Raw genomic sequence first — 25,614 nt, 5'->3', positions numbered from 1 at the left:
TTATGGCACAAAAAAAGCATCTCTAAACAGAGATGCTTTTACTACTTTATTCGAAACTTTCAGTTGTCATTGAAGCTTTGTATAAATCAATAACATCATTTACTGACATATCAACATAAACAGCACTATCTAATTTTCCAACTCTAACAGCTGATTCAGCCATTACTTTAAAGTTTGTTTCTTCATTGATGTCAACACCGGGTAACGTTGTTGGTACACCTAACGATTTAACCCAGTCATAAACTGATTGAATAGCTTTATCAGCAACGACTTGGTCATCATCATCTTGAATATGCCAAACATTGCGACCAAATTTAGCAAACTTAGAAACCGTATCCGCAGATAAAACGAATTTCATCCAACGAGGTGTTATAATACCTAGCCCAACACCATGAGTAATATCGTAGTACGCTGATAACTCATGTTCAATAGAATGGGATGTCCAGCCATCTTGATAACCTAATCGCATAATACCATTTAATGCCATTGTTGATGACCACATTAAATTAGCACGAGCATCATAGTTATCAGGTTCCGCAACTGCAATTGGTGCCCATTTAATAACTGTTCGCATGATACCTTCAATCATACCGTCAGAAACATCATTATTTTTTTCTTTATCAAAGTATTGCTCTGTCAAATGAGAGAAAATATCAATTGAACCAGCAGCAGTCTGCCATTTTGAAACACTCATTGTTAATGCTGGATCCAAGAATGAAACAGCTGGTGTTTTGGGACCAAAACTACCTATTTTTTCATTTGTTTCTGGATTTGAGATAACTGATCCAGCATTCATTTCAGTACCAGTAGCTGCTAACGTTAAAATATCGACAAAAGGTAATTGATCAATTTTGAAACGTTTTGAGGGGTCTAATGATAAATCCCAAGGATCTCCTTCATAAAATGCTGCTGAAGCAATCATTTTTGAAGCATCAACAACAGAACCACCACCGACAGCTAAAATAACATCAATTTTATTTTCTTTAGCTAACTTTTGACCTTCACGAACTGAACCCACTTTAGGGTTTGGTTCGATTCCTGCTAATTCAACAACATTTAAATCACTCAAAATTTTCTTTACTTTGTCATATAAACCTGAACGTTTAATTGATCCACCACCATATGTTAATAATACATTGGGACCAAATTGTGCAACCGCATCATGTAATTCTGTTTCGATACGATCTGAACCAAATCGAATATCAGTTGTATTTTTAAATTGAAAATCTTTCATAAATATAATCTCCTTTGTATTTTGAAGTTATAGTCAAAGTTATTTCAAATGAACAACTACATTATAACCCCTTTAGGCGATGTCATTCCAATACAAGCCTTTACTAAAAGAAGATTCACCATTTTACTGGTGAATCTTCTATAAATATAAACGATTATTGTGTGACTCTTTTAGCTTCATCTTTTGCATGAATCATGCTTAAAATTTTTCTTGAAATTGGTCCAACAATAATTAGTTGTAACGGTACCGCAACAATAATATTGTGTCCAACAGTAGAAAGATAAGCAGACCAGAAATGAGCAGGCATACCACCTTCAATAAGTAACCCATAAAGTGACATAAAAGCGACCATTCCACAAATCATCATTCCTGAGATTGCGAGAATCATTTGCCACATTTTATCATGATTAAGAGGTAACTTATCAGCAATTGCCATCGCAATTTTACCGACAACTAAAACATCTAAGATAAAAGCAACAATAAAACCAGGAATGAATCCAAGTAATAACGTCACAAGACCTAGTTTTCCGACTAATAATAAATTGTATGCACTCATAACGAAAACCATCATCGAGCACATTAATGTTGTAAAAATAATTCCTTCTTTTGCATTTGTTGGCATATATCATTCTCCTTAATAACTTTAATAAAATATAATGTTACACAAAATAACTCACTGTCATAAGTCTTTTTTTTGAATATTAAAGCATTCTCATTGTAAGCGATTAAATCGATTGATTGTGCTACCAATTACATTACGTTATACTATATCCATAACGATTAAGGGGAGATTTCTATGTTAATTGCACTTATATTATCTTGGATTGTTGCACTTGAACACTTATTTATTATGATTCTTGAACTATTTTTCTCAACTAGTTCAATCGCTCAAAAAGCCTTTGAATTAAGACCAGAATTTTTAAATCAGAAAGAATCAAAAGTATTAATGGCTAATCAAGGGCTATACAATGGTTTTATTAGTATCGGTCTAATGATTGTACTTTTCATTCTAACTGGTGCTGCGCTTAAATCAATGTTGTTGCTTTTTACAGGATTTGTTTTTATTGCTGCTGTTTTTGGTAGTTTAACATCTGCAAAAAAAATAATTTTAGTACAAGGATTACCTGCATTACTGGCCTTTATCGCAATTACTTTAGCTTTATAGACTAACTAAAATAACGTTAATCATTAAGATTAACGTTATTTTTTTACGCTATTTAATTTTTAACGCTTCAAGTTGAACCTCAATATCAGCTAATTTAACATCAGCCTCTAAAAGAGATGCAGCAGTATAAGCACTTTCGATTAAAGCTGTATCGTACAGATGAACTTTTTTATCTGTGAATTCCATGACCATATTTAAATTCATCTTAGCACTTCCTAAATCATAAAAAGCTAACAACTCATCGGCACTATTTTCGTCAAAAGCTGCTTGGATTTTATCAAATGATGTACCAACTCCGTTATCATCAGTCCCACCAGCTGTTGTGATTGAGACACTTGCTGCAACTTGATCTAATAGTCGCTTGATACCTTCTGCAATTTCAGGAACATGCGATACAATTACAACCCCATATGTCATACTAGCACCCCCGTTTCCAGTAATGCCTCAAATAAATAGCCACTCGACATAGCTCCTGGATCAACATGACCGACAGAACGTTCTCCGAGATATGATGCACGTCCCTTTGTTGCAACAAGCTCTTTGGTTGCTTCAACATCTGCTTGTATTTTTTCAACTGTTATTTGCTTCATTTTAATATCCCCTAAAACTGGATTCCAAACATCAATCATGGTTTTAGCTCCAACATCTGAATCACCGCGTCTTTTAATACCATCTAGTCCCGCAGCTATTAATTTAGCTGGATCATTTGTTTCTTTACTTAATTTAGACATTTCAATAAAAGCCGTTCCATAAAGTGGCCCAGAAGCACCACCAACAGATTTAATAAAGGCCATTGCGACACTTTTAAATAAGTCTGATAAGGATTCAAATTTTTGATTTTTTAATAAATCTTGAATTGTTTCGGCACCACGAGCCATATTATTTCCGTGGTCTCCATCACCAATTGGTGTATCTAGCTCACTCAAATAAGCTTTATTTTCACTTATTTTCTCTGAAAAAATCTGGAACCATTCTGTTGTATTTTCAATTGTTAGCATTTTATTATCTCCTCTTACCAAGCGATTGTATCTACCGTATAATTTAAATAAGAAAGCCATTTATCATCTTCAATTTTAAATAATGTCAAAGAAATTCCAGCCATATCTAATGATGTCATATAATTACCGACCTTTGTAAATGCGACATCGACTTTTTTATTATTTAATTGATCAAGCGTATCGTTCATAAAAATATATTGTTCCATTAACGGTGTTGCTCCTAATCCGTTAACTAAAACGGCATATTTATCATCAGATTTCATATCAAATGCAACTTTTAGTTTACTTAGTAACTCTTCAACCAATTCCTTAGAAGGTTTTAATTTTTCACGACGATATCCGGGTTCACCATGAATTCCTACGCCATATTCAACTTCATCATCTGCAAGTTCAAATCCTGGTTTACCAACTTCTGGGACGGTCGCACCACTCAATGCAATCGCAATTGTTTTAATATTTGGCATCACTTTTTTAGCAAGTTCATCTATTTCATCTAATGTAGCTCCTTGATCTGCAGCAGCACCCAATATTTTATGCATGAACACTGTTCCCGCAACACCACGTTTTCCTTGTGTATATAGACTATCTTCAACTGCAATATCATCATCTACAACAATTGATTTCACTTTAATTTCATCTATTTCAGCAAATTCTTTGGCCATATCAAAATTCATGACATCGCCGGAGTAATTTTTCACAATACAGAAAACACCTTTACCGTGATTAGCAGCTTTGATTGCTTCATAAATTTGGTCTGGCGTGGGTGAAGTAAAAACTTGTCCAGCAACTGCACCTGACAACATACCGGGACCTACAAAACCAGCATGGGCAGGTTCATGTCCACTTCCACCACCACTAATGAGTCCAACTTTATCTTCCATCGATGCCACATCACTTCTAACCATAGCTTCCGTACTATCAATTTTACGTAGGTATTGTGGATAAGCCTTAACTAACCCATTAACCATTTCACTTACAATATTTTTTGGATCATTAATTATTTTTTTCATAGTATCCCCTTTTCTGTCTGTTTTAGGTACTTCTCCATTATATTGCAAACGTTTACAAATAACCAATTAAACTAGCTTTTATTAATAATTCCATGACCATTCAATTCTCAAGACACAAAAAAAGAGTTTCCAAAATCATAACGATTTTGAAAACTCTTTTTGAAAGAACTAAATAATAAATTATTTAGCTGCGCTTGTACCGAACCATTCAATACGATCTTCAACAAGATCAGTGATTGCTTTTGTACCTGGTGCAAATAATTTACGAGGGTCATAACCTTTACCTTGTTGGTCTTTACCTTCTTCAATATATTTACGAGTAGCAGCAGCGAATACTAATTGACATTCAGTATTAACGTTGATTTTTGAAACACCCATTTTAATAGCTTTTTGGATTTGGTCTTTAGGAATACCTGAACCACCATGTAATACAAGTGGTTGTTCGATTACAGCAGCTAATTCAGCTAAGCGATCGAAGTTTAAACCAGTCCAGTTAGCTGGGTATTGGCCATGAATATTACCAATTCCACAAGCTAAGTAGTCGATTCCTGTTGCAGCAAGTTCTTTAGCTTCGTTAACGTCAGCTAATTCACCAGCTCCGACAATTCCATCTTCTTCTCCACCAATTGAACCAACTTCTGCTTCAACTGAGATACCTTTAGCATGTGCTAAAGCAACGATTTCTTTTGTTTTTTCTAAGTTTTCTGCAAATGGTAAATCATGACCATCAAACATAACTGAGTTGTAACCAACTTCGATACATTCTTTAGCAGCTTCAAAATCACCATGATCTAAATGCATAACAACGGGAACAGTGATACCCATTGATTTAATAGTGTCTTGAACAAGGTGTAAAGCTAATTCATATCCACCCATATATTTTGCAGCACCCATTGATGTTTGGATTAAAACTGGAACACCTTTTTCTTGGGCTGCAGCAAGAATACCGCGAGTCCATTCTAAGTTGTTTGTGTTAAAAGCACCAACAGCGTAATGACCTTCACGAGCAGCGTTAAACATACTTGTACCATTTACTAATGACATTTGAAGTCCTCCTAGATAAATTACAATACGTCTGTATTGCATTTTTTAATACAGGTACATTTTAGCACATTTAATCATCAGATAAAACTTTCATTTTTTAAATAAAACTAATTATCAATAATTTTAATATAAAGGCAACCGTTCATCATTGATTTAACAGACTTACACACTAACATCTTCAAATTTAAATTCATTGATATTAATTAAACCCATATCAGTTATTTTCAATTCCGGTATCACCGCTAACGACATAAAGCTTAATGTCATCACAGGATCCACCGTATCATTAATGCCGAGCTCTCTATAAGCAACTTTATTAAATAGTTCAAGCTGTTCTGATATCCATTCTCCAGATTGGTCACTCATCAATCCGCCAATTGGCAATGGAATTGATATTAAAACTTTGTTATCTTTTGTCAGGACCATCCCACCTTGAATATCTTTCAAAGTCTCAATTGCCAACGCCATATCTTGATCATTAGTTCCTGTTGTAATTAAATTATGTGAATCATGTGCAATAGAAATAGCAATTGCCCCATGTTTAATACCGTAATCTTTCAAGACACCCGTGAAAATATTTCCCGTTTCATGGTGCCGTTCAATAACTGAAATTTTAGAAACTGGAATACTTGAATCGTAGATAAAATTACCTAGTTCATCACGACTAACATTAATTTCTCTATCTATTGTAATTGCTTCGTTAGGAATTACTTCAATTGCATGAACTCTATTACTTGTTAGAGGCAGAACTAATTTTTCTTGACTAAAGTTAGCTAAATGGACTGACGATTGGACACTATCAATTGTATAGCTTTTAGTTTCTAGTAAATATTTTCCCTCTTCAGCAACTTTTTCACCAGCAATATAGACACTTGAAATTAGCATATCCGTTAAATCACTAATAATTGTTAAGTCTGCTCTAAGTCCAGGTGCAATAGCACCTCTATCTTTAAGCTCACAACACTCAGCGGTATTAAGTGTCGCCATTTGAATGGCAACTAAAGGATCTATACCTTCTTCGATACAAATTTTCAAACTATTATCTAAATGACCCTTTTCAATAATTGTTTTCGCTTGGACATCATCTCCACATAGAATGGCCCTTCTAGAATTAGTGGTTGTGACACCTTTTAATAGTGTTCTTAAATTATGCGTGACAGATCCTTCACGTAGGAAGACGTACATACCACGGCTTAATCGATTTTGCATTTCTTCAAGGGTTGAGCATTCATGATCATTTTGAATTCCTGCGGCAATATAGGCATTTAAATCTTTGTCATAAACTTGAGGACTATGCCCATCAATTCGTTTATTTAAATTTTTTGCGACCAGTAATTTATCTAAAATATCACTCTCAGCATTAATCACACCAGGGAAATCCATAAATTCAGCTAAGCCACTTGTCTCATTATTCGTGAGTGGTTTAATCATGTCTTTGGCCGAAATAACCGCTCCAGAATTTTCCATTTTTGTTGCTGGAACGCATGAAGGCAGCATGTATTGGATATTAAGGGCTGTTTCTTTAGCTGCATTAATCATATAGTCGAGTCCAACTAGGCCCGCTACATTCACAATTTCATGTGGATCTGCCATGACCGTTGTTGTCCCATGCGGCGTTATTAAACGGCCAAACTCTTCTGGTCCAACGTAGGCAGATTCTATATGAATATGTGGATCAATAAATCCTGGTGAAATATATTGACCATGAACATCAACCGTCTTATCCCCATCATATTGGCCACCGATTCCAGCAATAAGGCCATCAACAATTGCGACATCCCCAGTCATTACCTGTGCATTATAAACATCAATAATTTTGCCATTAGTTAAGACTAAATCAGCAGGAATTCGGCCAGCAGCAACATCAATTAACTTCTTTAAATTTTCTTTTTCCATCATAACTCCTTATCCTTTAAGAGATGATATCTTAATAATTGGATCAACTATTTCTAAAGCGACACAATCTACCATGCCTAAATCAGTAATTGCCAAATCTGGAATTGCCGTAATTGGTAAAAATGACATATAAAATATTGGATCAGGTAAATCACTACCCATTAAATTTGACCCTTTTCTTAGCGCAATTTCGCCAGTTTCAATTTCACTTGGTAATAAGTCGCTCATGATACCACCCACAGGTAATGCTAAAAATGAAATAATTTTTCCATCAATAACAACAATTTGACCACCGCCTGCTTTAATTAATTCATTTGTAGCAATCGACATATCATTTGCATTGACACCCATAACGACAATATTATTATCATCAGGTGCAGAAGATGATGCCATTGCCCCTTTTTTCAAGCCCCATCCAGATGTAAATCCAAGTGCCTGATTTCCATTTTTACCAAATCGTTCTAATACAGAAACTAAAGCGACATCTTTTTCTGGACTAGGTTGTACGATATTATTTTCTATCGTTAATTCAACATCTTTTCTTTTTCGAACAAAAGCACCCTGACTATTAATTGTTTGGACAGTTGCCATTCCTACTTTTTCATTAACTTTATATTCAAAATCTTTTTCAGAGGTTAACTCATGCTTCAACTGGCCTTTAAATAAATTACTTCTGATTGGTGCAATCAACATTTCACTTATTTTTTTATTTTTGGCAACAACTTTGCCCCGACTAATAACCATTTCTACATTAAATGAACTTGGCTGATCAACAATCAATATGTCAGCAAGTCTTCCTGGCGATACAGACCCAACTTGATCATCAATTCGATAAGCTTCAGCACTATTTATTGTTGCCATTTGAATTGCTGTAATTGGTTCTACACCTGCTTGAATAGCTAATTTAACAAGGTTATCAAGATGTCCTTTTTGTAAAATATCAGATGCAGTTACATCATCTGTACAGAAACTAACATGTCGTGCAATTGCTGGATTAACTTCAGTAACTGCTCGAATATTTTCTGCCAAGAAATGTGTAACGGATGATTCCCTGATTAAAATATTCATCCCATTCCGTGCTTTTTCAACAAGCTCCTCATGACTATAACTTTCATGATCTAAGCGAACACCACTTGCTAAATACTCATTCAATTTCAATCCGGTTGCCATTGGTGCACAACCGAAAATGGGTTGGTGATTATTTTGTGCGTGAACCAACGTTTTTAACGTATCTTCATCTTGTGTTTCAACAGCTTCTCTAACCGTTTCCCAGATACCGTAACATTCTGTCCATTTTTGAATTGTTTCTTGAACATCTGAATCGATGTTAAAAGCAATTGTTGATTTTGGAATTGTATATGGTGTCTTATATGGTGCACCCCAAAATAAATTAAGCGGTAATTTTTCTACCTCTTTAAAAACTTCTTGAACACCTTCTAGTCCGGCAACTGATATTGTTTCATCTAAACCAGAAATAATACTCGTTGTTCCAAAAGGTACAACAGCATTAGCAAAACTTGTCATACTCATTTTGCTACATTCAACGTGAATATGTCCGTCAATTAATCCTGGCGTTATATACTTTCCAGTTGCATCTATATGTTCCGTATCATTGCCGATATAAGCTTCAATATTACCTATCGCAACAATTTTCTCTTTATAGATAGCTACATTTGCTTGATAAATCTCACTTGTCATAACATTAACTAACTTGCCATTTTCGATTACTAAATCTGCAGGAATTTTTGCTGCACCTGCAGAAATATAGTCTTTTAACTGTGCTAACGTCTGTGTCATTTAGTTATCCACCCATCAATTTTATATGTTATTGAAGAATATTTAATACGTAAAGTAAGAATAGGAATACAAAGAACAAGATATACATTACAGGCCCGATTTCTTTTCTACGACCTGCTGCCATCATTGTAATTGGGTATAATACGAAACCAAAGGCAATACCATACGAGATGTTGTAAGTTAAAGGCATTCCGACAACCATTAAAAATGCTGGTACTGCTACTTCAAATCGACCCCAATCAATACCCTTTAATGATTGTGCCATTAAAATACCAACAACGATTAAAACGGGCGCCGTCACTTGTGATGTCACAACTGTCAGAAGTGGTGAAAAGAATAAACTTAGAACGAACATAAACCCGACAACTAATGATGTCAGTCCAGTTCTTCCCCCAACTGCAATTCCAGCTGATGATTCAACATAAGCAGCAGTTGGTGTTGTTCCCAGAACAGATCCGGCTAACATTGAAGCAGAATCAGATAATAACGCGCGACCAACTCGTGGCATTTTATTATTTTTCATAAATCCTGCTTGAGTAGCTAACCCGATTAAAGTTCCCGCCGTATCGAAAAAGGCTACCATCAAGAATATTAAAACAACAGACCAAAGTTGAAGTGAGTTAATTTTATGTAAATTTTCAACCCCTACTCCAAATGTTGGTGCCAAACTTGGAACAGAAGAAATAATATGTGTTGGTAATTTGATAAGTCCCATAACTAACCCTAAAATAGTTGTCGCAACCATTCCAATAAAGATTGAGCCAGGAATTTTTTTAGCCATTAAGATAACAATCACAACGAGTCCAAAAATTGTCAGCCATGTAGTTGGCACCGTTAGTGAACCAATCGCGACCAATGTTGATTGGTTTCCAATGATAAGTCCACCTTCTTGTAATCCAACAAAAGCGATAAACAACCCAATACCTGCGGCCATTGCTAATTTTAAGTCATGTGGAATTGCATCTATCACAATTTCACGAATTTTAAAGAACGTAATAAGCATAAAGATAATTGAGGCAACCACAACACCGGCCATTGCCGTTTGCCATGGAATACCCATTCCAATAACAACTGAATAAGTAAAGAATGCATTGTCACCTAATCCTGGAGCAATTGCGATAGGATAATTAGCTAAGAATGCCATCAAGAAACAACCGAACGCGGCAGATATTGCTGTTGCTGTAAACACAGCTCCTTTGTCCATACCCGCAGCGCCCAAAACTTGAGGATTAACGAATAATATATAAGCCATAGATACGAAAGTTGTTAATCCAGCCATTGATTCACGTTTAACCGTTGAACCTGACTCATTAATATGAAATAACCGATCAAAAATACCTGATTTTCCCTCTGTATTATTCATGCAATATAATCTCCCTATGTTGTGATTTTTTATATTATGTACAGTATATTACGCGAATTAAATAAAAAATCAATACAAAATACGCACTTTTGTAGATTTATTAACATTTAAAGTTCGTGTTTTGACTATTTTCAAAAATAAAAAAACTGTTAAAAAGGTTTTAACAACCAATCTAACAGTTTTTAAGTGCTAACTAACTTTTATATTTTTTTAATTTCCGTAAGGATTATCGATTAATTTAGTACGTTTAACTTCATCAATATTATGCGTTCCAGTTAATTGCATTGTTAATTCTAATTCATGTTGGAAGTAATTAAAGACATTTTGAACACCTTTATGACCACCAAGTGCCAAGCCATAAACAACTGGGCGACCGATTGCAACTAAGTCTGCACCACTTGCTAAGGCTTTATAAACATGAGCTCCACGTCTTACACCACTATCAAAGACAACAGGCACACGCTTATCAACAGTTTCTGCTACTTCTTGAAGTGCATCAAATGCAGCGATTCCGCCATCAATTTGACGACCACCATGATTTGAAACCCAGACGCCACCAGCACCTGAATTAATTGCAACACTTGCATCTTCTCCACCTTGGATTCCTTTAACAAAGACAGGTAAACCTGAATATTCTGCTAAGAATTCAACATCTTTTGGACTTAAGCGTTGCTTTGCTGAACCATAAACAGCATCCATTGTTTGACCAACACCACTTTGATAAGCTTGAACAATTGGCATTGCTAGTGGGAAAGTGAATCCATTACGTTTATCTGTTTCACGATTACCACCAACAGTTGCATCAGCAGTTAAAACAATTGCTTTAACCCCATTAGCTTTTGCTTCATCCATAATATTACGATTAATACCATCGTCTTTACTCATATAGAATTGGAACCATTGTGGTTGACCATTAGCTTGACTTGATATTTCTTTAAATGATTTCGTTGCAAATGAACTTGCTGTGTAGATTGAACCATAATCTGAAACACCCTTAGCGCTATCAATTTCACCTTTAACATGAGCTAATGCATGTGCAGCAACTGGTGCCATAATAATAGGCGATGTGATTTCATCTCCGAAAATAGTTGTTTTTGTATCGGGATGATCAATTTCTTGTAACACTCTAGGTCTAATTAGTTTATGATTAAATGCCTTTATATTTTCTTCTAAAGTATACAAATCTCCAGCTCCACTAGAGATATAACCAAATCCACCCTTTGGAATAATCTTTTCTGCATCTTTTTCTAAATCAAAAGCATTAATAACGGTAATATCTTTTTCTAAATCGCTTGTAATGTAATCTGTCATATTAAACTCCCCTTTTATGTTGCACCCAACTTATCTTGTCTAAATAATAGCACTGAATAAAGCATTGTGCAAGCGTTTGCACACATAACTACTAATATTTTTTTATCTATAAATATTAACTACTACTAACACTATTCTATTAATTAAAAATGAGATAATTCACCATTTAATTAGGTAAATTATCTCATTCCATTTAAAGCTAAATATCGTTACGTCTATAGTCCATTAGTCCATGACTAATTTCAGCTGTTTGCCCATATACCTTCGTATAAAGTTGGTATAATTTTCCCTATCTCATCCCTATAAATAATTCAATTTTCCTCTAAAATCTTCAATACTTTGGTACCCTTTTTCTGCCATAATTTCTTCTAGCTCAGTTGTTAGTCGTTCAAAAACAGCGGGTCCTTCAACCATCAACGCTGTTCCAACTTGCACCATACTTGCTCCACATAGAATATGTTCAAAAACATCTTTACCAGTTTGAATGCCACCAGTTCCGATTACTTGAATATTCTTATTTAATCGTTGATAGAACGCATGTACATTAGCTAAAGCAGTCGGCTTAACATATTCGCCGCCAATACCACCAAAACCTTGCTTGGGTTTAATAACGACCGTTTCTGTATCATCATTAATATATAGTCCATTCCCAATACTATTGATACTATTGACATAAGACAATGGATATTTATTTAAAATAGCAGCCATTTGATCAAAATGAATAATATCAAAGTACGGTGGTAATTTAACTCCTAACGGTTTGTGATAACTATTAAAAACAGCTTTTAATATCGCATCAACTGTTTCAAAGTCATAACCCGTTTGGGGCTTTCCTGGTACATTAGGACAAGATAAATTTAATTCAACAATTCCTGCAAAATCTGAATCTGTTACTTTTTGAAGTAACTCGAGATCTTCCGCTAGATTAAAACCCGTAATTGATAAAAAGTATGTTTTACCAGGATGGTTTATCTGATTTTGAGAGACAAAATCTAAATAGTAATCAACGCCATTATTTGGTAAGCCCATTGAATTAATACTACCGAATTCTGTTTCAAAATAACGAGGTTCTGGATTACCCTTACGTGGTTGAAGCGTGCCACTCTTCGTTACAAAAGTTGCCGCCTTAGAACTTTCGACGGCAAGTAATTCGTCGCTATCCATACAATAAACACCCGATGCATTCATCATACAATTATCAAAATTTGAACCCGCTAAAGTCGTTGCTGTTGAAATCAAAAAAATCCCTCCTTCATATTGATACTAGTATACCTTATCAAAATTCAAATTGTTACTTTTTTCACAAAAAAAGACAGCGATATCATTCGCTGTCTTAAACGTTTTATTTTAAAATAATTTGGTAAGCATATCGTGCTGAGTTAACGCCATCTTCCATATGAATGATACCTTTATAATCAAATCCATTTGAGGTAATGACATGTTGCATCCCTTTATTTTCAGGATGTGTATCAACGCGAACATCTTTGTAACCCAATGATCTCGCAATTGTTAATAAGCCTGAAATCATTTTTTCTGATAAACGTTGACCTCTAAATTTTGAAGAAACAGCAACTCGATGAATAGCCGAATAACGTGCTTGTGGGCCATTAATCCATTCGCCATCTTCAATGTTAAGATACATAGGATCTATTCCTAGCCAAAGTGCAGCAGTTCCTGCGATTTCATCTCCAACCATTAAGACATAAGTCAATTGATCTTTAATATCTTGTTCTAAATGGTTCGCCGCCGGGTAAGCACCTTGCCATTGGTCAATTCCCTGTTCTTTAAGGTAAGCTTTTGCTTCCTCAATAATTCCTGTAATTGCTGGTAAGTCTTCTGGCGTTGCCAGTCTTAAGTAAGATACAGTCACTGTTACACATCCTTTATTATGCTTAATCTATTCGTATAAATACGATTGAAAAATTATTATATCGCATAATTTATCAATATACAATAAAAATACCCTTTAAAATTTACTATAAAAAACCTCTATTATTGAATTAAAATTCAATAATAGAGGTTTAACTTAATAATAAATTATTTCAGACATTTAACCTATGCTACAGCTAAGAATAACCCTGCGGCAATCACTGCGCCAGCAAATGGTCCGAAAATTGGTACCCAACTATATGACCAATCTGATCCACCTTTGTTCGCAATTGGTAAAATAGCATGTGCAATACGAGGACCTAAATCACGGGCCGGATTAATTGCATAACCAGTTGTCCCACCAAGTGAAAGACCAATACCAACAATTAAGATACCAACAACGACTGGTGTTAAACCATCTGTAAAGTTACCTTTTGTGAATGCTAGCAAACTAAAGATTAAGACAAATGTCCCAATTAATTCACTTAAAAAGTTATATAGATTACTTTTTATTGCAGGAGCAGTTGCGAATGATCCAAATATTGCATCAGAATCTTTCGTCTCTTTCCAATGTGGCATGTATTGAACCCATACCAGAAAAGCACCAACGATACCACCAGCAACCTGGACAACCATATATGGTAATACAGAAGACCAAGCAATCTTACCAACAATTGCCATTGCCAAAGTTACAGCTGGATTCAAATGTCCTGGTCCCATAAAGGCTGACGCATAGACACCCAAGGTTACGGCAATTCCCCAACCTAATGTGATTGCAATCCAACCAGCACCTTCAGCTTTTGACTTACGTAACGAAACACCAGCAACAACCCCATTACCTAATAATACTAAAATCATTGTGCCTAAAAATTCACCCAAAAGTTGCGTCATAAGACTTGTTGTCATCACACTCACCCCTATTTTTGATGGTTATTTTAAGTAATTCATATCTGATTCTGCAATTGTTGCATCTAAATCTGCAGTTTGTTTTGCTTTTTCTTCTTTAGTCCAGCTATAGTAACTTGCCATTTCGTTAATTACGCCAACTTTAACAGCATCTAATGTATCGCGATGGAAAAGAATATGGTTAGTACGACGCATTAAGTAATCAGTTGGTGTTAACGTCATTTCTTCTTCCATTGAATAGTGAAGACTAGCTGTTTCACCTAAAGAAAGTCCTTCTGCTGCTTTAACGTGAGTCATTTGACTAAATACACGTGCTGCATTTGAACCAAATAAGTTAGCAAATACTGTAGCTTCTTCTTCAGTCAACCCATTGTCCATTCCTTGTTTTGCGAAGAAACTAATTGTTGCTTCAACGTTGTTAGGATCAATATCACCACCTGAAACAGGTAAGTTTTTAGAATCAATCGCATTGAATTCTTGACTATAATTATCTTTCAATAATTTTGTAATTGCAGCCATGGCACCGGCAGCCATCTTACGGTAATCTGTAATTTTACCACCAGCTAATGTTAATAAGCCATCTTTTGAAATAGTCAATGAACTTCCACGTGAAACTTGTGATGCACTTGTCTTATCTTCAGAAAGTGTACTTTCCAAATCATTCAAGACATCTTCAACATCTGTTTTAGTTACTTCATCTTTTTCAAAACGTTCAATAACGTTAATAACATCATTGAAACTCTTCTCACTAATTTTACCTGAGTTTCCACCATTGTAATCTGAACTTCCGTTTGATGAAATCAATGGACGTAATCCAGCCCAACTTGATTCAATATCACTAATTTTGACATTAGCTGTTGGGAAACGTTCGTTAATAATATCAAGTAAGTAATCAGCATCTTCTTGTTCAACACGAGGATGTTCAAAATCACCATGGAAATCAGTATCTGTTGTTCCAAAATATGTTTTATCTTCTCTTGGCACAACGAAGATCATACGACCATCTTGTTTTCCAGAATCAAAGTATGTTGGTTGTGGTACATTTAATTTTTTAGAATCAACAACTAAATGAACACCTTTTGTTGGGCGCATTTGTGGTACAAAATCTTCATCAGTATCCATTTTACGGATAAAATCAGACCATGGACCCGTTGTATTAATAACATATTTAGCATGAATATCAAATTCTTCGCCACTAATTAAATCTAATACATGAACACCAGTAATTTTACCGTCAGCATGCAATAAGTCTAAAGCCTTGATACGACTAACCATCAAGCCGCCATCTTCATGTGCTTTTTTGATATTTTCAATAACTAAACGTGAATCATTATTCTTAAAATCAAGGTAGACACCGCCACCCATTAATTTATCAGATTTTAATTGTGGTTCGCGTTGTAAAACTTCTGCTTTAGAAATTGTGTAGTTAACCCATTGAGGATCAACAACACCTGCCAATTGATCATATAAATTCATTGCAACTTTTACTGAGAACATATCAAAAGTTGCGCCGGGTTCATCATAAATAGGCAATAACATTGATTGTGGACGTGGAATATGTGGTGCAATATGTTGAACCACTGCACGTTCTTGAACAGTATCAGAAACAACTCCGACGTCGAATGTCTTCAAGTAACGAATACCACCATGAACTAATTTTGTTGAACGCGATGATGTTCCTTCAGCGAAATCTTGCATTTCAATTAATCCGTTATTTAAACCCATAGCACTTGCTTGAATAGCAACGCCGGCACCGGTGATACCACCACCAATTGTTAATAAATCCAATTCTTCATTCTTTAATCGTTCGATATCTTGTTTTCTTGATGTTGCTGAAAATGACATAGTTGTATCCCCCTTATTTATTGTTTTTCTTCATTGGTTTATGTTTAAATACTCGAGTTGCTTCAACCGCTTGTTGCCAACCTGCGTATAGATCTTCGCTTTCTTCCACAGGCATTGTTGGTTTAAAAATATCCCCTTCAGTATACTCAGCTTTGAGTTCTTCTAGGTCTTTCCAATAACCAACGGCTAATCCAGCTAAGAAGGCTGCTCCTAAAGCAGTTGTCTCAAGGTCATGAGCACGTTCGATAGGTGTATTTAAAATATCTGCTTGGAAATTCATCAGATAATCATTCTTAGCTGCACCACCATCAACTTTTAGTAACGGAATTTTAATTCCCGTATCTAGTTCCATTGTTTTCACAACATCTCTAGTTTGGTAAGCCAATGATTGTAACGTTGCTTTAATGAAATCTTCACGTGTTGTTCCACGAGTAATTCCAAAGACTGAACCTCGTGCATCAGGATCCCAATAAGGTGCTCCCAATCCTGTAAAGGCAGGTACAACATAAACTTCATTATCATTCGTCGATTCTTTAGCTGCTTGTTCTGTGTCTGGTGCATGTTCCACCAAGCGCATCCCGTCTCTTAACCATTGAATTGCTGAACCAGCAACGAAGATACTACCTTCCAAAGCGTAATAAACTTTACCATTAATCCCATAACCAATTGTCGTTAATAAATTATTTTTAGATAATTTAGGTTCTGTCCCTGTATTCATGACAATAAATGAACCTGTTCCATAAGTATTCTTAACCATTCCTGGTTCAAATGCCATTTGACCAAACAAAGCAGCTTGTTGATCTCCAGCCATTCCTGAAATTGGCACTTCACTACCATAAAAATGATAATCTTTCGTATGTCCGTAAACTTCAGAATTTGATTTAACTTCTGGTAACATAACTGCTGGAATATTCATAATTTTTAGAATTTCTTCATCCCACTTCAAATCATGAATGTTAAATAACATTGTCCGACTAGCATTAGAATAATCAGTTACATGTGTTTCGTCACCTGATAATTTCCATGTTAACCAAGTATCAATAGTTCCAAAAAGTAATTCGCCTTTTTCGGCTCTTTCTTGGGCGCCATCAACATGATCTAAAATCCAACGAATTTTAGTTGCTGAGAAGTAGGCATCTATCAGTAATCCTGTCTTTTCATGAATTAATTCATCATAGCCATCTTGTTTTAATTGTTCCGCAATTTCTGCCGTTTGACGTGATTGCCAAACAATTGCGTTGTAGATGGGTAATCCCGTTTTCTTATCCCAGATAACAGTTGTTTCACGTTGGTTGGTAATCCCAACTCCTGCTATTTGCTTAGGTTTAATCCCGGAATCGATAAATGTATTTGCGATTGTCGATAATACTGCGTTCCATATCTCATTTGCATTGTGCTCAACCCAGCCAGGTTGAGGAAAATATTGTGGAAATTCGCGTTGTGCATCAGAAACTTTCTGACCTTTGTGATTAAATATAATTGCTCTTGTACTTGTCGTTCCTTCATCAATAGATAAAATATATTTTTCCAAATAACTCACATTCTTTCTTTTTAATTATTTATGAAAACGCTATCATTTACCAATATGGATATTATACATCTTCAAAAATACGTTGTCAATTAGATTGCGCAAAATACATTGTTACAAAATTTGTTATTCTCCCTCGTTTTGTAAACCTTTTCTTAAAATTATGGTATATTGGGACTAGTACCAATATGATTTTAATCTAGGGAGGTTATACTTATGAAAGCATTTGGCTTTAACCAATATGGTGACGCAACCGTATTTGAGGAATTAAAAGTTAATCCAGAAGTAGCGCTTAAATCAAAACAGGTTAGGGTTTCAATCGAAGCGATTGGCATTAACCCATTTGATGCAATTTTACGTGCCGGTTATATGAAAGACGTTATGCCTTTACCATTTCCAATTGTACCTGGAGGTGACGTAACGGGTATTATTACTGAAATTGGCGATGAAGTTACTCATTTTAATATCGGTGATGCTGTTGTTGTTCATAAGGCTTTCGGTGGCTACGCAGAAGAACTTGTCGTCTTTACATCACATATTGCTAAGCGACCTGATAATATGACGATTGCTGAAGCTGCTGGGCTACCAACACCTGGTATAGCGGCATACAATATTTTGAACTTTTTTGCAAAAGCAAGGGCTGGTGAAACCATCTTTATTGAAGGCGCTTCTGGAAGTGTCGGATCGATTTTAGTGCAACTTGCTAAATTGATGGAATTAACTGTTCTCGCTAGTGGTTCAAGCACCAACGAACCCTATGTTCGTCGACTAGGTGCAGATCATTATAGCGCCTACGATAAAGAAAATCCCGCCGAAACTTTTAAAGATATGGCTGACATTGTTGTTGATGCAACTCCTGGCGGTCTTGGCAGTGAGGTAGGCGTCAAAGCATTGAAGACAAACGGCAGAATGGTATCGTTAGTTAGCGTTCCAACCGACTCTGTTCAAGCATCAAAGCCACTCGCAGATTACTACCTTGTTGAGAATGTTAAAGAGTTAAAAGATAGTGACACGCTAACTTTCTTAACAGATTTAATGATGCAAGATGAATTAGAAATTAAAATAGCAAAAAAATATCACTTTAATTTAACCGATATTATTGAAACCCATAAACAATTAAATTCACCACATAATGCAGGTAAAATGGTTATAATCGTTAAAGGAAATTAAAAGTCTAAGGAGCATTTATTATGTCAGTAAACGAAAAGTTAACACAAGATGTTTATAAAGATTTAGGTGAAGCTGTTAATTTCACCATTCTAAACTTAAATCACAAAGATCAAAAAGTTGAATTAGAAGCAGTTCAAGAGCTATCTGACCGTATTCCGGCCATCATCCGTAGTATGAACGTTCGTTATCCAAAAGCTAACTTAAAAGTTGCCTTTGGTTTTGGCTCTGATGCTTGGGATTATCTTTTCCCTGATGCTATCAAACCTGTTGAACTTACCCATTTTAAAGAAATTGTTGGGCCTAAATACACTGCCATTTCAACTCCTGGCGATTTATTCTTTCATGTTCGCGCTGGTGAAAGTGCTGTTGTCTATGAAGTTATGGCGCAATTTATGCTTTTCATTAAGGATGTCACAACTGTAGAAGATGAAACACACGGCTTCCGTTATTTTGAAGGCCGCGCCGTTATTGGTTTCATTGATGGTACTGAAAACCCAGATGTTAATGAAGCACTCGATTACGCCGTTATTGGGGGCGAAGATCCTGATTTTACAAACGGTTCTTATGCTTTTGCTCAAAAGTATATCCATAATATGGCCGCTTGGAATGCCTTAAAGACTGAAGACCAAGAAAAAGCAATTGGTCGGAAGAAAGATTCTGATTTAGAATTAACTGACGAAGAAAAATTACCAAATTCTCATAACGTTGCTTCACAAGATATGAAAGATGGCATTGAGCATAAAATTGTCCGTATGAACGTTCCCTTCTCAGAACCTGGGAAAGACATTACAGGGACATACTTCATTGGTTACGCACGTCATTTTGCAGTAACTAATCGAATGCTCATTAATATGTTCGAAAGTAAAAGTGATCGATTATTAGATTTCAGTACCGCTGAAACCGGTAATTTATTCTTTATCCCTTCAAAAACAACTTTAGAACAAATTGTGGATGGAAATCTATAACACGAAAGTCTGAGATTATTTTTTCAGATGCAGATAAAATTCTCAATTATTATCATTAGAAATCTAAATCGGTGCTTACGAATCTTTATTTTCGTAAGCACCGATTTTATTTGATATAAATCATATTTGATTACTCTTCTTACACAAAAAAAGGATATCGCTTTAACAGCGATATCCTTTAAAATATTAATTATTTTTTAATTTCAACATATTCAAGATCAAACATCTTAGCAAGATCAACAACTTGTTGTTCCTTCACGTTCATTGAAAGAACAGTATGATGACCACCACCATTTTCAATCCATGAATGAACGCCTTCTTTAAAACTTGGTTCTGGAATCCATAATTGACGAGCTACTGGCAAGTTAGGAGCTTCAACTTCTGGTTTTTGACCTTCAACAGAGTTAATTAATAATTTGTATTCAGTACCAAAGTCAGACATTGAAACAACGACACCTTTACCATTTGAACCATCAAAGATCAAACGAGCTGGATCTTCGCGGTCACCAATACCTAATGGATGTACTTCCACGCGTGGTTTTGTTGAAGCTAATGTAGGATCAACTTCTAACATATGTGAACCAAGAGTTACTTCATGACCCGCACGTAAATCATACGTGTAATCTTCCATAAATCCAGTAGCTTTATTATGTGCAAGAACCTTCATCAAACGGTCGATTGCAGCAGTCTTCCAGTCACCTTCACCAGCGAAACCATAACCTTCAGCGTTTAAACGTTGAACAGCCATACCTGGTAATTGTTTCATGCCCCAAAGATCTTCGAAGTTAGATGTGAATGCATTGTAGCCACCACGTTCCATAAATTTACGTAAAGCAATTTCAATTCTAATTTGTTCTTTAACATGGTCTTCGTAGAAGGCAGGATCGTTGTCGCCAACAACCATATCGTACATACTTTCACATTCTTTATATGTTGCATTAATTTCAGCGTCAGTTACTTCTTTCATTTCAGCAACTAAATCACCAATACCAAAGTAATCTACAGTCCAACCAAATTTGATTTGTGCTTCAACTTTATCACCATCTGTAACGGCAACATTACGCATGTTATCGCCAAAACGAGCAACTTTAATGTTGAAACTTTCACCGTAAGCAACAGCAACATCCATCCAGTCAGCAATTTGTGATTGAACTGCTTCATCTTTCCAGTAACCAACAACAACTTTATTATGTTTTTGAAGACGAGCATTGATAAAGCCGTATTCACGGTCTCCATGAGCACTTTGGTTTGTGTTCATGTAATCCATATCAATTGTTGACCAAGGAATATTTTCACCAAATTGTGTTGCTAAATGTAGCAATGGTTTTTGTAATAATTTTGTTCCACGAATCCAGTTTTTAGCAGGTGAGAAAGTATGCATCCAAGTAATCACACCAGCAACTTTGTCTTCAAAGTTAGCTTCTTTCATGATGTTAGTAATAACTTCAGCAGTTGTTGCAACTTCTTTAAAGACAATTTTGTATGGTAGTGAACCACTAGCATTTAAATTATCAATAATTTTTTCTGCATCACCTTGAACAACGTCTAAAACATCTTGACCGTATAAACCTTGACTACCGACAACGAACCAAAATTCTTTTTCACTAACTTTTAACATAATATAATTCCTCCTAATAGTTTATTATTTTTAAAAACGTGTTTTAGTGTTTAATTTGACCATAATATGCATTTTTACCATGTTTTCTTAGGAAATGCTTATCCAATAAGTATTGTGGCATGTCAATTGCATGTGGATTCAATTGCAATGTATGATAAGTCATCTTTGCAACTTCTTCTAAGACAACAGCATTATGCACAGCATCTAAAGCAGATGTACCCCATGTAAATGGACCATGATCATTAACCAAAACAGCTGGAATTTGATCAGGATCGAGTCCACGTTTTTTGAACGTTTCGACAATCACGTCACCTGTTTGTTTTTCATATTCTGTGACAACTTCAGCTTCATTCATGATACGGCTTGCTGGAACTGAGCCATAAAAGGTATCTGCATGTGTTGTACCGGCTGCTGGAATATCCAAGCCTGCTTGTGCGAATGAAACAGCCCAAGGTGAGTGAGTATGAACGACACCTTTAATATTAGGGAAGTTATTGTATAGAATGCGATGCGTTTCTGTATCGCTTGAGGGATTCATATCACCCTCAATTTTCTTACCGTCTAAATCAACAACAACCATATCTTCAGGTTTTAAATCATCGTAATCAACACCAGATGGTTTGATGACGAATAACCCTTTTTCACGATCGATTCCACTCACGTTACCCCATGTAAAGGTAATTAAGTTGTACTTAGGTAACAGCATGTTAGCATCGTACACTTCTTGTTTTAGCTTTTCTAACATATATACTAGTTCCTCTTTTCTTCCTTAATTTTTTTTATTGCCTCTGACTCAATAGACAAGCCAGCTTCGTATCTAGCTATAAATGTATTGTAACCTTCTACACCTTCAGGTTCTGGGCTTAACGTCATACTTTCTGGGTCTACAAAAACTTCATGATCTAAGAAGTCTTCTAAGCTTTGACCGTTATTATTTTTCTTAGCAAATATTGCTAAGACAGCCATTCCCCAAGGTCCACCCTCACCAGCAGTATTCATAACCGTAATTGGAATATTCAACGTATTAGCTAATACTTGTTGTCCGATTACAGCTGTTTTTAAAATACCACCTTGAGCAATCATTACATCAGTTTGGATATGTTCTTCTTGACTTAAAATATCCATTCCAATCTTAAGTGGTGCAAATGCCGCATATAATTGCGTCTTGATGAAGTTAGGTAATGTAAAGTTACTGTTAGGTGTTCGAACAAATAATGGACGACCTTCAGGCATATGTGTAATATTTTCACCTGATAAGTAACTATAATTCATTAATCCACCTGCATCGGCATCAGCATGAGTTGATTCTAAGAATAATCGTTCATACAACTGATCTGGTGTTAAATGAACACCTAGTTTTGCTGCGAACTCGCCAAAGATTGAAGCCCATGCATTAATATCTGACGAACTATTATTAACATGAACCATTGCAACTGGCGCACCACTTGGTGTTGTTACAATATCAATATCTTTGTACACTTTTTTCATAGGCTGATCTAAAACAGTCATAGAAAAAGCAGAGGTTCCAACTGAGATATTACCTGTTCTCTTACGTACACTGTTGGTCCCAACCATCCCTGTACCTGCGTCACCTTCAGGTGGTGCCATCAAGCTACCACTTTCAAGTTTGCCACTAACATCAAGTAATTTAGCTCCTGTATCTGTTAATGATCCAGCATTTTCACCAGCTCTCAAAACAGTAGGTAGGATGTCTTTAATATCCCAATCATAAGCAGAAACTTTTTCAATACCACTGAATTTATCTAATAAATCAGCTGAGTATGTGCCTGTTTTTTCATCAATTGGGAAAATACCAGAGGCATCCCCAATTCCGATAACTTTTTTACCAGATAACATATAATGAACATAACTAGCTAATGTTTCTAAATGACCAATGTCATTTACATGGGCTTCATTATTTAAAACAGCTTGATAAAGATGTGCAATACTCCAACGTTGTGGAATATTGAAGTTTAACAACTCTGTTAATTCATCAGCTGATTGTTCTGTATTATTATTTCTCCATGTTCTAAAGGGAACTAATAAATCATCAGATTTCGAAAAGACAAGGTAACCATGCATCATAGCACTGATACCAATTGAATCTATTTTTGTTAATGATTCATGGTATTTGCTTTGAACATTTGCAGCCATTTGTCTATAACTAGCTTGAATCCCCGTCCAAACTTGTTCAAGAGAATAAGTCCAAAGACCATCCTCCAATTGGTTTTCCCAATTGAAGCTCCCTGTTGCAATTGTCTTAAAATCGTCCGTAACTAAAACTGCTTTGATACGTGTTGAGCCTAATTCAATTCCAAGTGAAACTTGACCATTTTTTATTGCTTGAGATGTTTTTACTAAATCCATATCAATTACACTCCTAACGTATAGGTTACTTAATTTCTTGTACCTTCTTTTTCAATTTCTTCTAATGAGCGACCACGTGTTTCTGGAACGAAGAAACGAATGAATAGAACACCTAATAAACAAATGATTCCGAAGATTGCGAACACAGCATCTTGTGGCATTGAAGCTGTCATAATAGGGAATAATAGTCCTACTAAGAATGATCCAATCCAGTTAGCTGAAGATGCAATTCCTGAAGCACTTCCACGAACAGCTAATGGGAATAATTCACCAACTAATACCCATGTAAGTGGAGCCCATGTAAATGAGTAGAATGCAACGTAGATACATAAGAAAACAACAATCATCATAGGACTCGTATTTGGTACAACCATGTTAATGATTGTAGGTAAGATAAATGATAGTCCCATTACTAAACCGCCAAGAATTAAAAGTGTTCTACGTTTAAATTTATCTGCAATAACTAAGAATAAGAGTGAACCTAAGACAAGGATAATCCCTTGAATAATTGGCCACATTAGTGCTGAACTTGCTTCATTCCCAGTTGCTTTTTCAACAATTAAAGGAATGTAATAGAAGATTGCGTTAGCCCCTTGGAATTGTTGGAATGCAGCAACACCAACACCGGCCATAACTAAGTAACGATATTTACCTGTGAATAATTGAACCATTGATGTTTTTTCAATATGATTTTCTTCACCCGCAGTAGTTTGAATATCAGCTAATTCTTGTTCAACTTCATTAGCTGGACGAATCCAAGTTAATACTTGGCGAGCTTCATCAACTTTATTTGTTTTAACTAAGAAACGAGGTGATTCTGGTAAACGTGAAACCCCAAAGTATAAAACAACAGCTGGTACTGCTGCTAAGCCAAGCATAACGCGCCATGCCCATGCTTCAGGTAAATCTTTTAATAGAAAATCCATAATATATGAAAGTAACATTCCGGAAACAATCATTGTTTGATTAATTCCTGATAGTCGTCCTCGTAATTTAGCCGGAGACATTTCTGACATGTATGCTGGTACTAATGCTGATGAAGCACCAACTGCTAGTCCAAGGAAAATACGAACAATAATTAAATACATTTGGCCATTATTTGGTGAGAATGATGCGAGTAATGAACCAATAACGAAAATAATAGCTGACATCAAAATCATTTTACGTCGACCTAGCTTATCTGAAAGCTTACCGGCTAACGCGCCACCAAAGATGGCACCGAACATAACTCCTGAAGTAATCCAACCAACGGTTCCGGCACTATTTTGAAGAGCCCAATCTTTTTGCAAGAATGGTAAAGCCCCCGTCATAACCCCGATATCGTATCCGAACAAAATTCCTCCGAATGACCCAAAAAAGTAAATAAACTTACTAGATATTTTCTTTTCTTTTTGCATATGACACCTCCAAATTTTATTGTCCGATTGGTACGACCAACCGAAAAACCTACAGCAACCGTTTTCTGAAAACGTTTGCATTTATCAACAAGGTCATTTTCTCACATTCATTCGAACAAATCAATAGTTAT

The 25,614-nt window shown here is 35.6% G+C and carries 22 protein-coding genes; 3 read left to right on the top strand and 19 right to left on the bottom strand.

What is annotated here, in order from left to right; all coding sequences use genetic code 11:
- Positions 1-46 precede the first annotated feature (46 nt).
- Both AC1RPK_RS00920 and AC1RPK_RS00915 read right to left on the bottom strand, forming a co-directional pair.
- Positions 47-1,234, bottom strand: a complete 1,188-nt coding sequence (locus AC1RPK_RS00920) for an iron-containing alcohol dehydrogenase (protein WP_481760993.1) — start codon at positions 1,232-1,234, stop codon at positions 47-49.
- A 154-nt stretch (positions 1,235-1,388) separates the two neighbouring features.
- Positions 1,389-1,856, bottom strand: coding sequence for a DUF2798 domain-containing protein (locus tag AC1RPK_RS00915; protein WP_481760994.1), 468 nt, complete (start codon positions 1,854-1,856; stop codon positions 1,389-1,391).
- Positions 1,857-2,030: 174 nt separating this feature from the next.
- Between AC1RPK_RS00915 and AC1RPK_RS00910 the strand changes: the two genes are divergently transcribed.
- Positions 2,031-2,399, top strand: a complete 369-nt coding sequence (locus AC1RPK_RS00910) for a DUF1304 domain-containing protein (protein ID WP_409021750.1) — start codon at positions 2,031-2,033, stop codon at positions 2,397-2,399.
- Between the two features lie 48 nt (positions 2,400-2,447).
- On the opposite strand, the gene dhaM is transcribed toward AC1RPK_RS00910, so the two are convergent.
- From dhaM to glpK, 13 genes are all read right to left on the bottom strand, one after another.
- Complete coding sequence (dhaM, locus tag AC1RPK_RS00905) at positions 2,448-2,816, bottom strand: dihydroxyacetone kinase phosphoryl donor subunit DhaM (protein ID WP_481760995.1); 369 nt, start codon at positions 2,814-2,816, stop codon at positions 2,448-2,450.
- Positions 2,813-3,397 carry a dihydroxyacetone kinase subunit DhaL gene (gene dhaL, locus AC1RPK_RS00900; RefSeq protein ID WP_481760996.1) on the bottom strand — a complete coding sequence of 195 codons (585 nt, stop codon included), beginning with the start codon at positions 3,395-3,397 and terminating at the stop codon, positions 2,813-2,815. Before dhaL ends, dhaM begins: the two co-directional genes overlap by 4 nt.
- Positions 3,398-3,411: 14 nt before the next feature.
- A complete protein-coding gene (gene dhaK / locus AC1RPK_RS00895) occupies positions 3,412-4,407 on the bottom strand; it encodes a dihydroxyacetone kinase subunit DhaK (RefSeq protein ID WP_481760997.1) in 996 nt (331 codons plus the stop codon).
- A 180-nt stretch (positions 4,408-4,587) separates the two neighbouring features.
- The gene (gene fba, locus AC1RPK_RS00890; RefSeq protein WP_481760998.1) at positions 4,588-5,451 is read right to left on the bottom strand and encodes a class II fructose-1,6-bisphosphate aldolase; all 864 of its coding nucleotides are present in this window, start codon (positions 5,449-5,451) and stop codon (positions 4,588-4,590) included.
- 162 nt (positions 5,452-5,613) lie between these two features.
- Positions 5,614-7,347: an adenine deaminase gene (gene ade / locus AC1RPK_RS00885; RefSeq protein WP_481761144.1), complete on the bottom strand. Its 1,734-nt coding sequence runs from the start codon at positions 7,345-7,347 to the stop codon at positions 5,614-5,616.
- Between the two features lie 9 nt (positions 7,348-7,356).
- A complete protein-coding gene (locus AC1RPK_RS00880) occupies positions 7,357-9,144 on the bottom strand; it encodes an adenine deaminase C-terminal domain-containing protein (RefSeq protein ID WP_481760999.1) in 1,788 nt (595 codons plus the stop codon).
- 28 nt (positions 9,145-9,172) lie between these two features.
- Positions 9,173-10,507, bottom strand: coding sequence for an NCS2 family permease (locus AC1RPK_RS00875; RefSeq protein ID WP_481761000.1), 1,335 nt, complete (start codon positions 10,505-10,507; stop codon positions 9,173-9,175).
- Positions 10,508-10,717: 210 nt separating this feature from the next.
- Positions 10,718-11,818: a lactate oxidase gene (locus AC1RPK_RS00870; RefSeq protein WP_481761001.1), complete on the bottom strand. Its 1,101-nt coding sequence runs from the start codon at positions 11,816-11,818 to the stop codon at positions 10,718-10,720.
- 300 nt (positions 11,819-12,118) lie between these two features.
- Positions 12,119-13,057 (bottom strand): dihydroorotate oxidase, encoded by a 939-nt coding sequence (locus tag AC1RPK_RS00865; protein ID WP_481761002.1) that lies wholly within the window; start codon positions 13,055-13,057, stop codon positions 12,119-12,121.
- A 103-nt stretch (positions 13,058-13,160) separates the two neighbouring features.
- Entirely contained in the window at positions 13,161-13,688 is a 528-nt protein-coding gene (locus AC1RPK_RS00860) for a GNAT family N-acetyltransferase (protein WP_409021765.1), read from the bottom strand.
- A 185-nt stretch (positions 13,689-13,873) separates the two neighbouring features.
- Complete coding sequence (locus tag AC1RPK_RS00855) at positions 13,874-14,593, bottom strand: MIP/aquaporin family protein (RefSeq protein ID WP_409022824.1); 720 nt, start codon at positions 14,591-14,593, stop codon at positions 13,874-13,876.
- A gap of 24 nt (positions 14,594-14,617) precedes the next feature.
- On the bottom strand, positions 14,618-16,438 hold the full coding sequence (gene glpO, locus AC1RPK_RS00850; RefSeq protein WP_481761003.1) for a type 1 glycerol-3-phosphate oxidase: 1,821 nt from the start codon (positions 16,436-16,438) through the stop codon (positions 14,618-14,620).
- Between the two features lie 13 nt (positions 16,439-16,451).
- Entirely contained in the window at positions 16,452-17,969 is a 1,518-nt protein-coding gene (gene glpK, locus AC1RPK_RS00845) for a glycerol kinase GlpK (RefSeq protein ID WP_481761004.1), read from the bottom strand.
- 213 nt (positions 17,970-18,182) lie between these two features.
- Here glpK and AC1RPK_RS00840 point away from each other — a divergent pair, with 213 nt between their 5' ends.
- The gene (locus AC1RPK_RS00840) at positions 18,183-19,136 is read left to right on the top strand and encodes an NADP-dependent oxidoreductase (protein WP_481761005.1); all 954 of its coding nucleotides are present in this window, start codon (positions 18,183-18,185) and stop codon (positions 19,134-19,136) included.
- 20 nt (positions 19,137-19,156) lie between these two features.
- Positions 19,157-20,101, top strand: a complete 945-nt coding sequence (locus tag AC1RPK_RS00835) for a Dyp-type peroxidase (RefSeq protein WP_481761006.1) — start codon at positions 19,157-19,159, stop codon at positions 20,099-20,101.
- 190 nt (positions 20,102-20,291) lie between these two features.
- On the opposite strand, the gene araA is transcribed toward AC1RPK_RS00835, so the two are convergent.
- Genes araA through AC1RPK_RS00815 form a run of 4 tightly spaced genes read right to left on the bottom strand, consistent with a single transcriptional unit; the run spans position 20,292 to position 25,483 of the window.
- Positions 20,292-21,719 carry an L-arabinose isomerase gene (gene araA / locus AC1RPK_RS00830; protein ID WP_481761007.1) on the bottom strand — a complete coding sequence of 476 codons (1,428 nt, stop codon included), beginning with the start codon at positions 21,717-21,719 and terminating at the stop codon, positions 20,292-20,294.
- 43 nt (positions 21,720-21,762) lie between these two features.
- Positions 21,763-22,464, bottom strand: coding sequence for an L-ribulose-5-phosphate 4-epimerase (locus AC1RPK_RS00825; RefSeq protein ID WP_409021771.1), 702 nt, complete (start codon positions 22,462-22,464; stop codon positions 21,763-21,765).
- A gap of 5 nt (positions 22,465-22,469) precedes the next feature.
- The gene (locus AC1RPK_RS00820; protein WP_481761008.1) at positions 22,470-24,086 is read right to left on the bottom strand and encodes a xylulokinase; all 1,617 of its coding nucleotides are present in this window, start codon (positions 24,084-24,086) and stop codon (positions 22,470-22,472) included.
- Positions 24,087-24,115: 29 nt separating this feature from the next.
- Complete coding sequence (locus tag AC1RPK_RS00815; RefSeq protein WP_481761009.1) at positions 24,116-25,483, bottom strand: sugar porter family MFS transporter; 1,368 nt, start codon at positions 25,481-25,483, stop codon at positions 24,116-24,118.
- Between the last annotated feature and the right edge of the window lie 131 nt (positions 25,484-25,614).

It is taken from the genome of Dellaglioa sp. CoH-55-MRSF-6 (assembly GCF_056782215.1).
The sequence above is the reverse complement of the archived record's forward strand: the minus strand, read 5'-3'. Positions and strand labels throughout refer to the sequence as shown.

Bases quoted from the DNA above. Each gene is read 5' to 3' on its own strand.
- ade (WP_481761144.1), bottom strand. From the start codon at position 7,347: ATGGAAAAAGAAAATTTAAAGAAGTTAATTGATGTTGCTGCTGGCCGA.
- AC1RPK_RS00915 (WP_481760994.1), bottom strand. From the start codon at position 1,856: ATGCCAACAAATGCAAAAGAAGGAATTATTTTTACAACATTAATGTGC.
- AC1RPK_RS00920 (WP_481760993.1), bottom strand. From the start codon at position 1,234: ATGAAAGATTTTCAATTTAAAAATACAACTGATATTCGATTTGGTTCA.
- AC1RPK_RS00835 (WP_481761006.1), top strand. From the start codon at position 19,157: ATGTCAGTAAACGAAAAGTTAACACAAGATGTTTATAAAGATTTAGGT.
- AC1RPK_RS00825 (WP_409021771.1), bottom strand. From the start codon at position 22,464: ATGTTAGAAAAGCTAAAACAAGAAGTGTACGATGCTAACATGCTGTTA.
- AC1RPK_RS00880 (WP_481760999.1), bottom strand. From the start codon at position 9,144: ATGACACAGACGTTAGCACAGTTAAAAGACTATATTTCTGCAGGTGCA.
- dhaK (WP_481760997.1), bottom strand. From the start codon at position 4,407: ATGAAAAAAATAATTAATGATCCAAAAAATATTGTAAGTGAAATGGTT.
- dhaL (WP_481760996.1), bottom strand. From the start codon at position 3,397: ATGCTAACAATTGAAAATACAACAGAATGGTTCCAGATTTTTTCAGAG.
- AC1RPK_RS00855 (WP_409022824.1), bottom strand. From the start codon at position 14,593: ATGACAACAAGTCTTATGACGCAACTTTTGGGTGAATTTTTAGGCACA.
- dhaM (WP_481760995.1), bottom strand. From the start codon at position 2,816: ATGACATATGGGGTTGTAATTGTATCGCATGTTCCTGAAATTGCAGAA.
- glpO (WP_481761003.1), bottom strand. From the start codon at position 16,438: ATGTCATTTTCAGCAACATCAAGAAAACAAGATATCGAACGATTAAAG.
- AC1RPK_RS00840 (WP_481761005.1), top strand. From the start codon at position 18,183: ATGAAAGCATTTGGCTTTAACCAATATGGTGACGCAACCGTATTTGAG.
- fba (WP_481760998.1), bottom strand. From the start codon at position 5,451: ATGTCATTAGTAAATGGTACAAGTATGTTTAACGCTGCTCGTGAAGGT.
- AC1RPK_RS00870 (WP_481761001.1), bottom strand. From the start codon at position 11,818: ATGACAGATTACATTACAAGCGATTTAGAAAAAGATATTACCGTTATT.
- AC1RPK_RS00910 (WP_409021750.1), top strand. From the start codon at position 2,031: ATGTTAATTGCACTTATATTATCTTGGATTGTTGCACTTGAACACTTA.
- AC1RPK_RS00820 (WP_481761008.1), bottom strand. From the start codon at position 24,086: ATGGATTTAGTAAAAACATCTCAAGCAATAAAAAATGGTCAAGTTTCA.
- araA (WP_481761007.1), bottom strand. From the start codon at position 21,719: ATGTTAAAAGTTAGTGAAAAAGAATTTTGGTTCGTTGTCGGTAGTCAA.
- AC1RPK_RS00875 (WP_481761000.1), bottom strand. From the start codon at position 10,507: ATGAATAATACAGAGGGAAAATCAGGTATTTTTGATCGGTTATTTCAT.
- AC1RPK_RS00815 (WP_481761009.1), bottom strand. From the start codon at position 25,483: ATGCAAAAAGAAAAGAAAATATCTAGTAAGTTTATTTACTTTTTTGGG.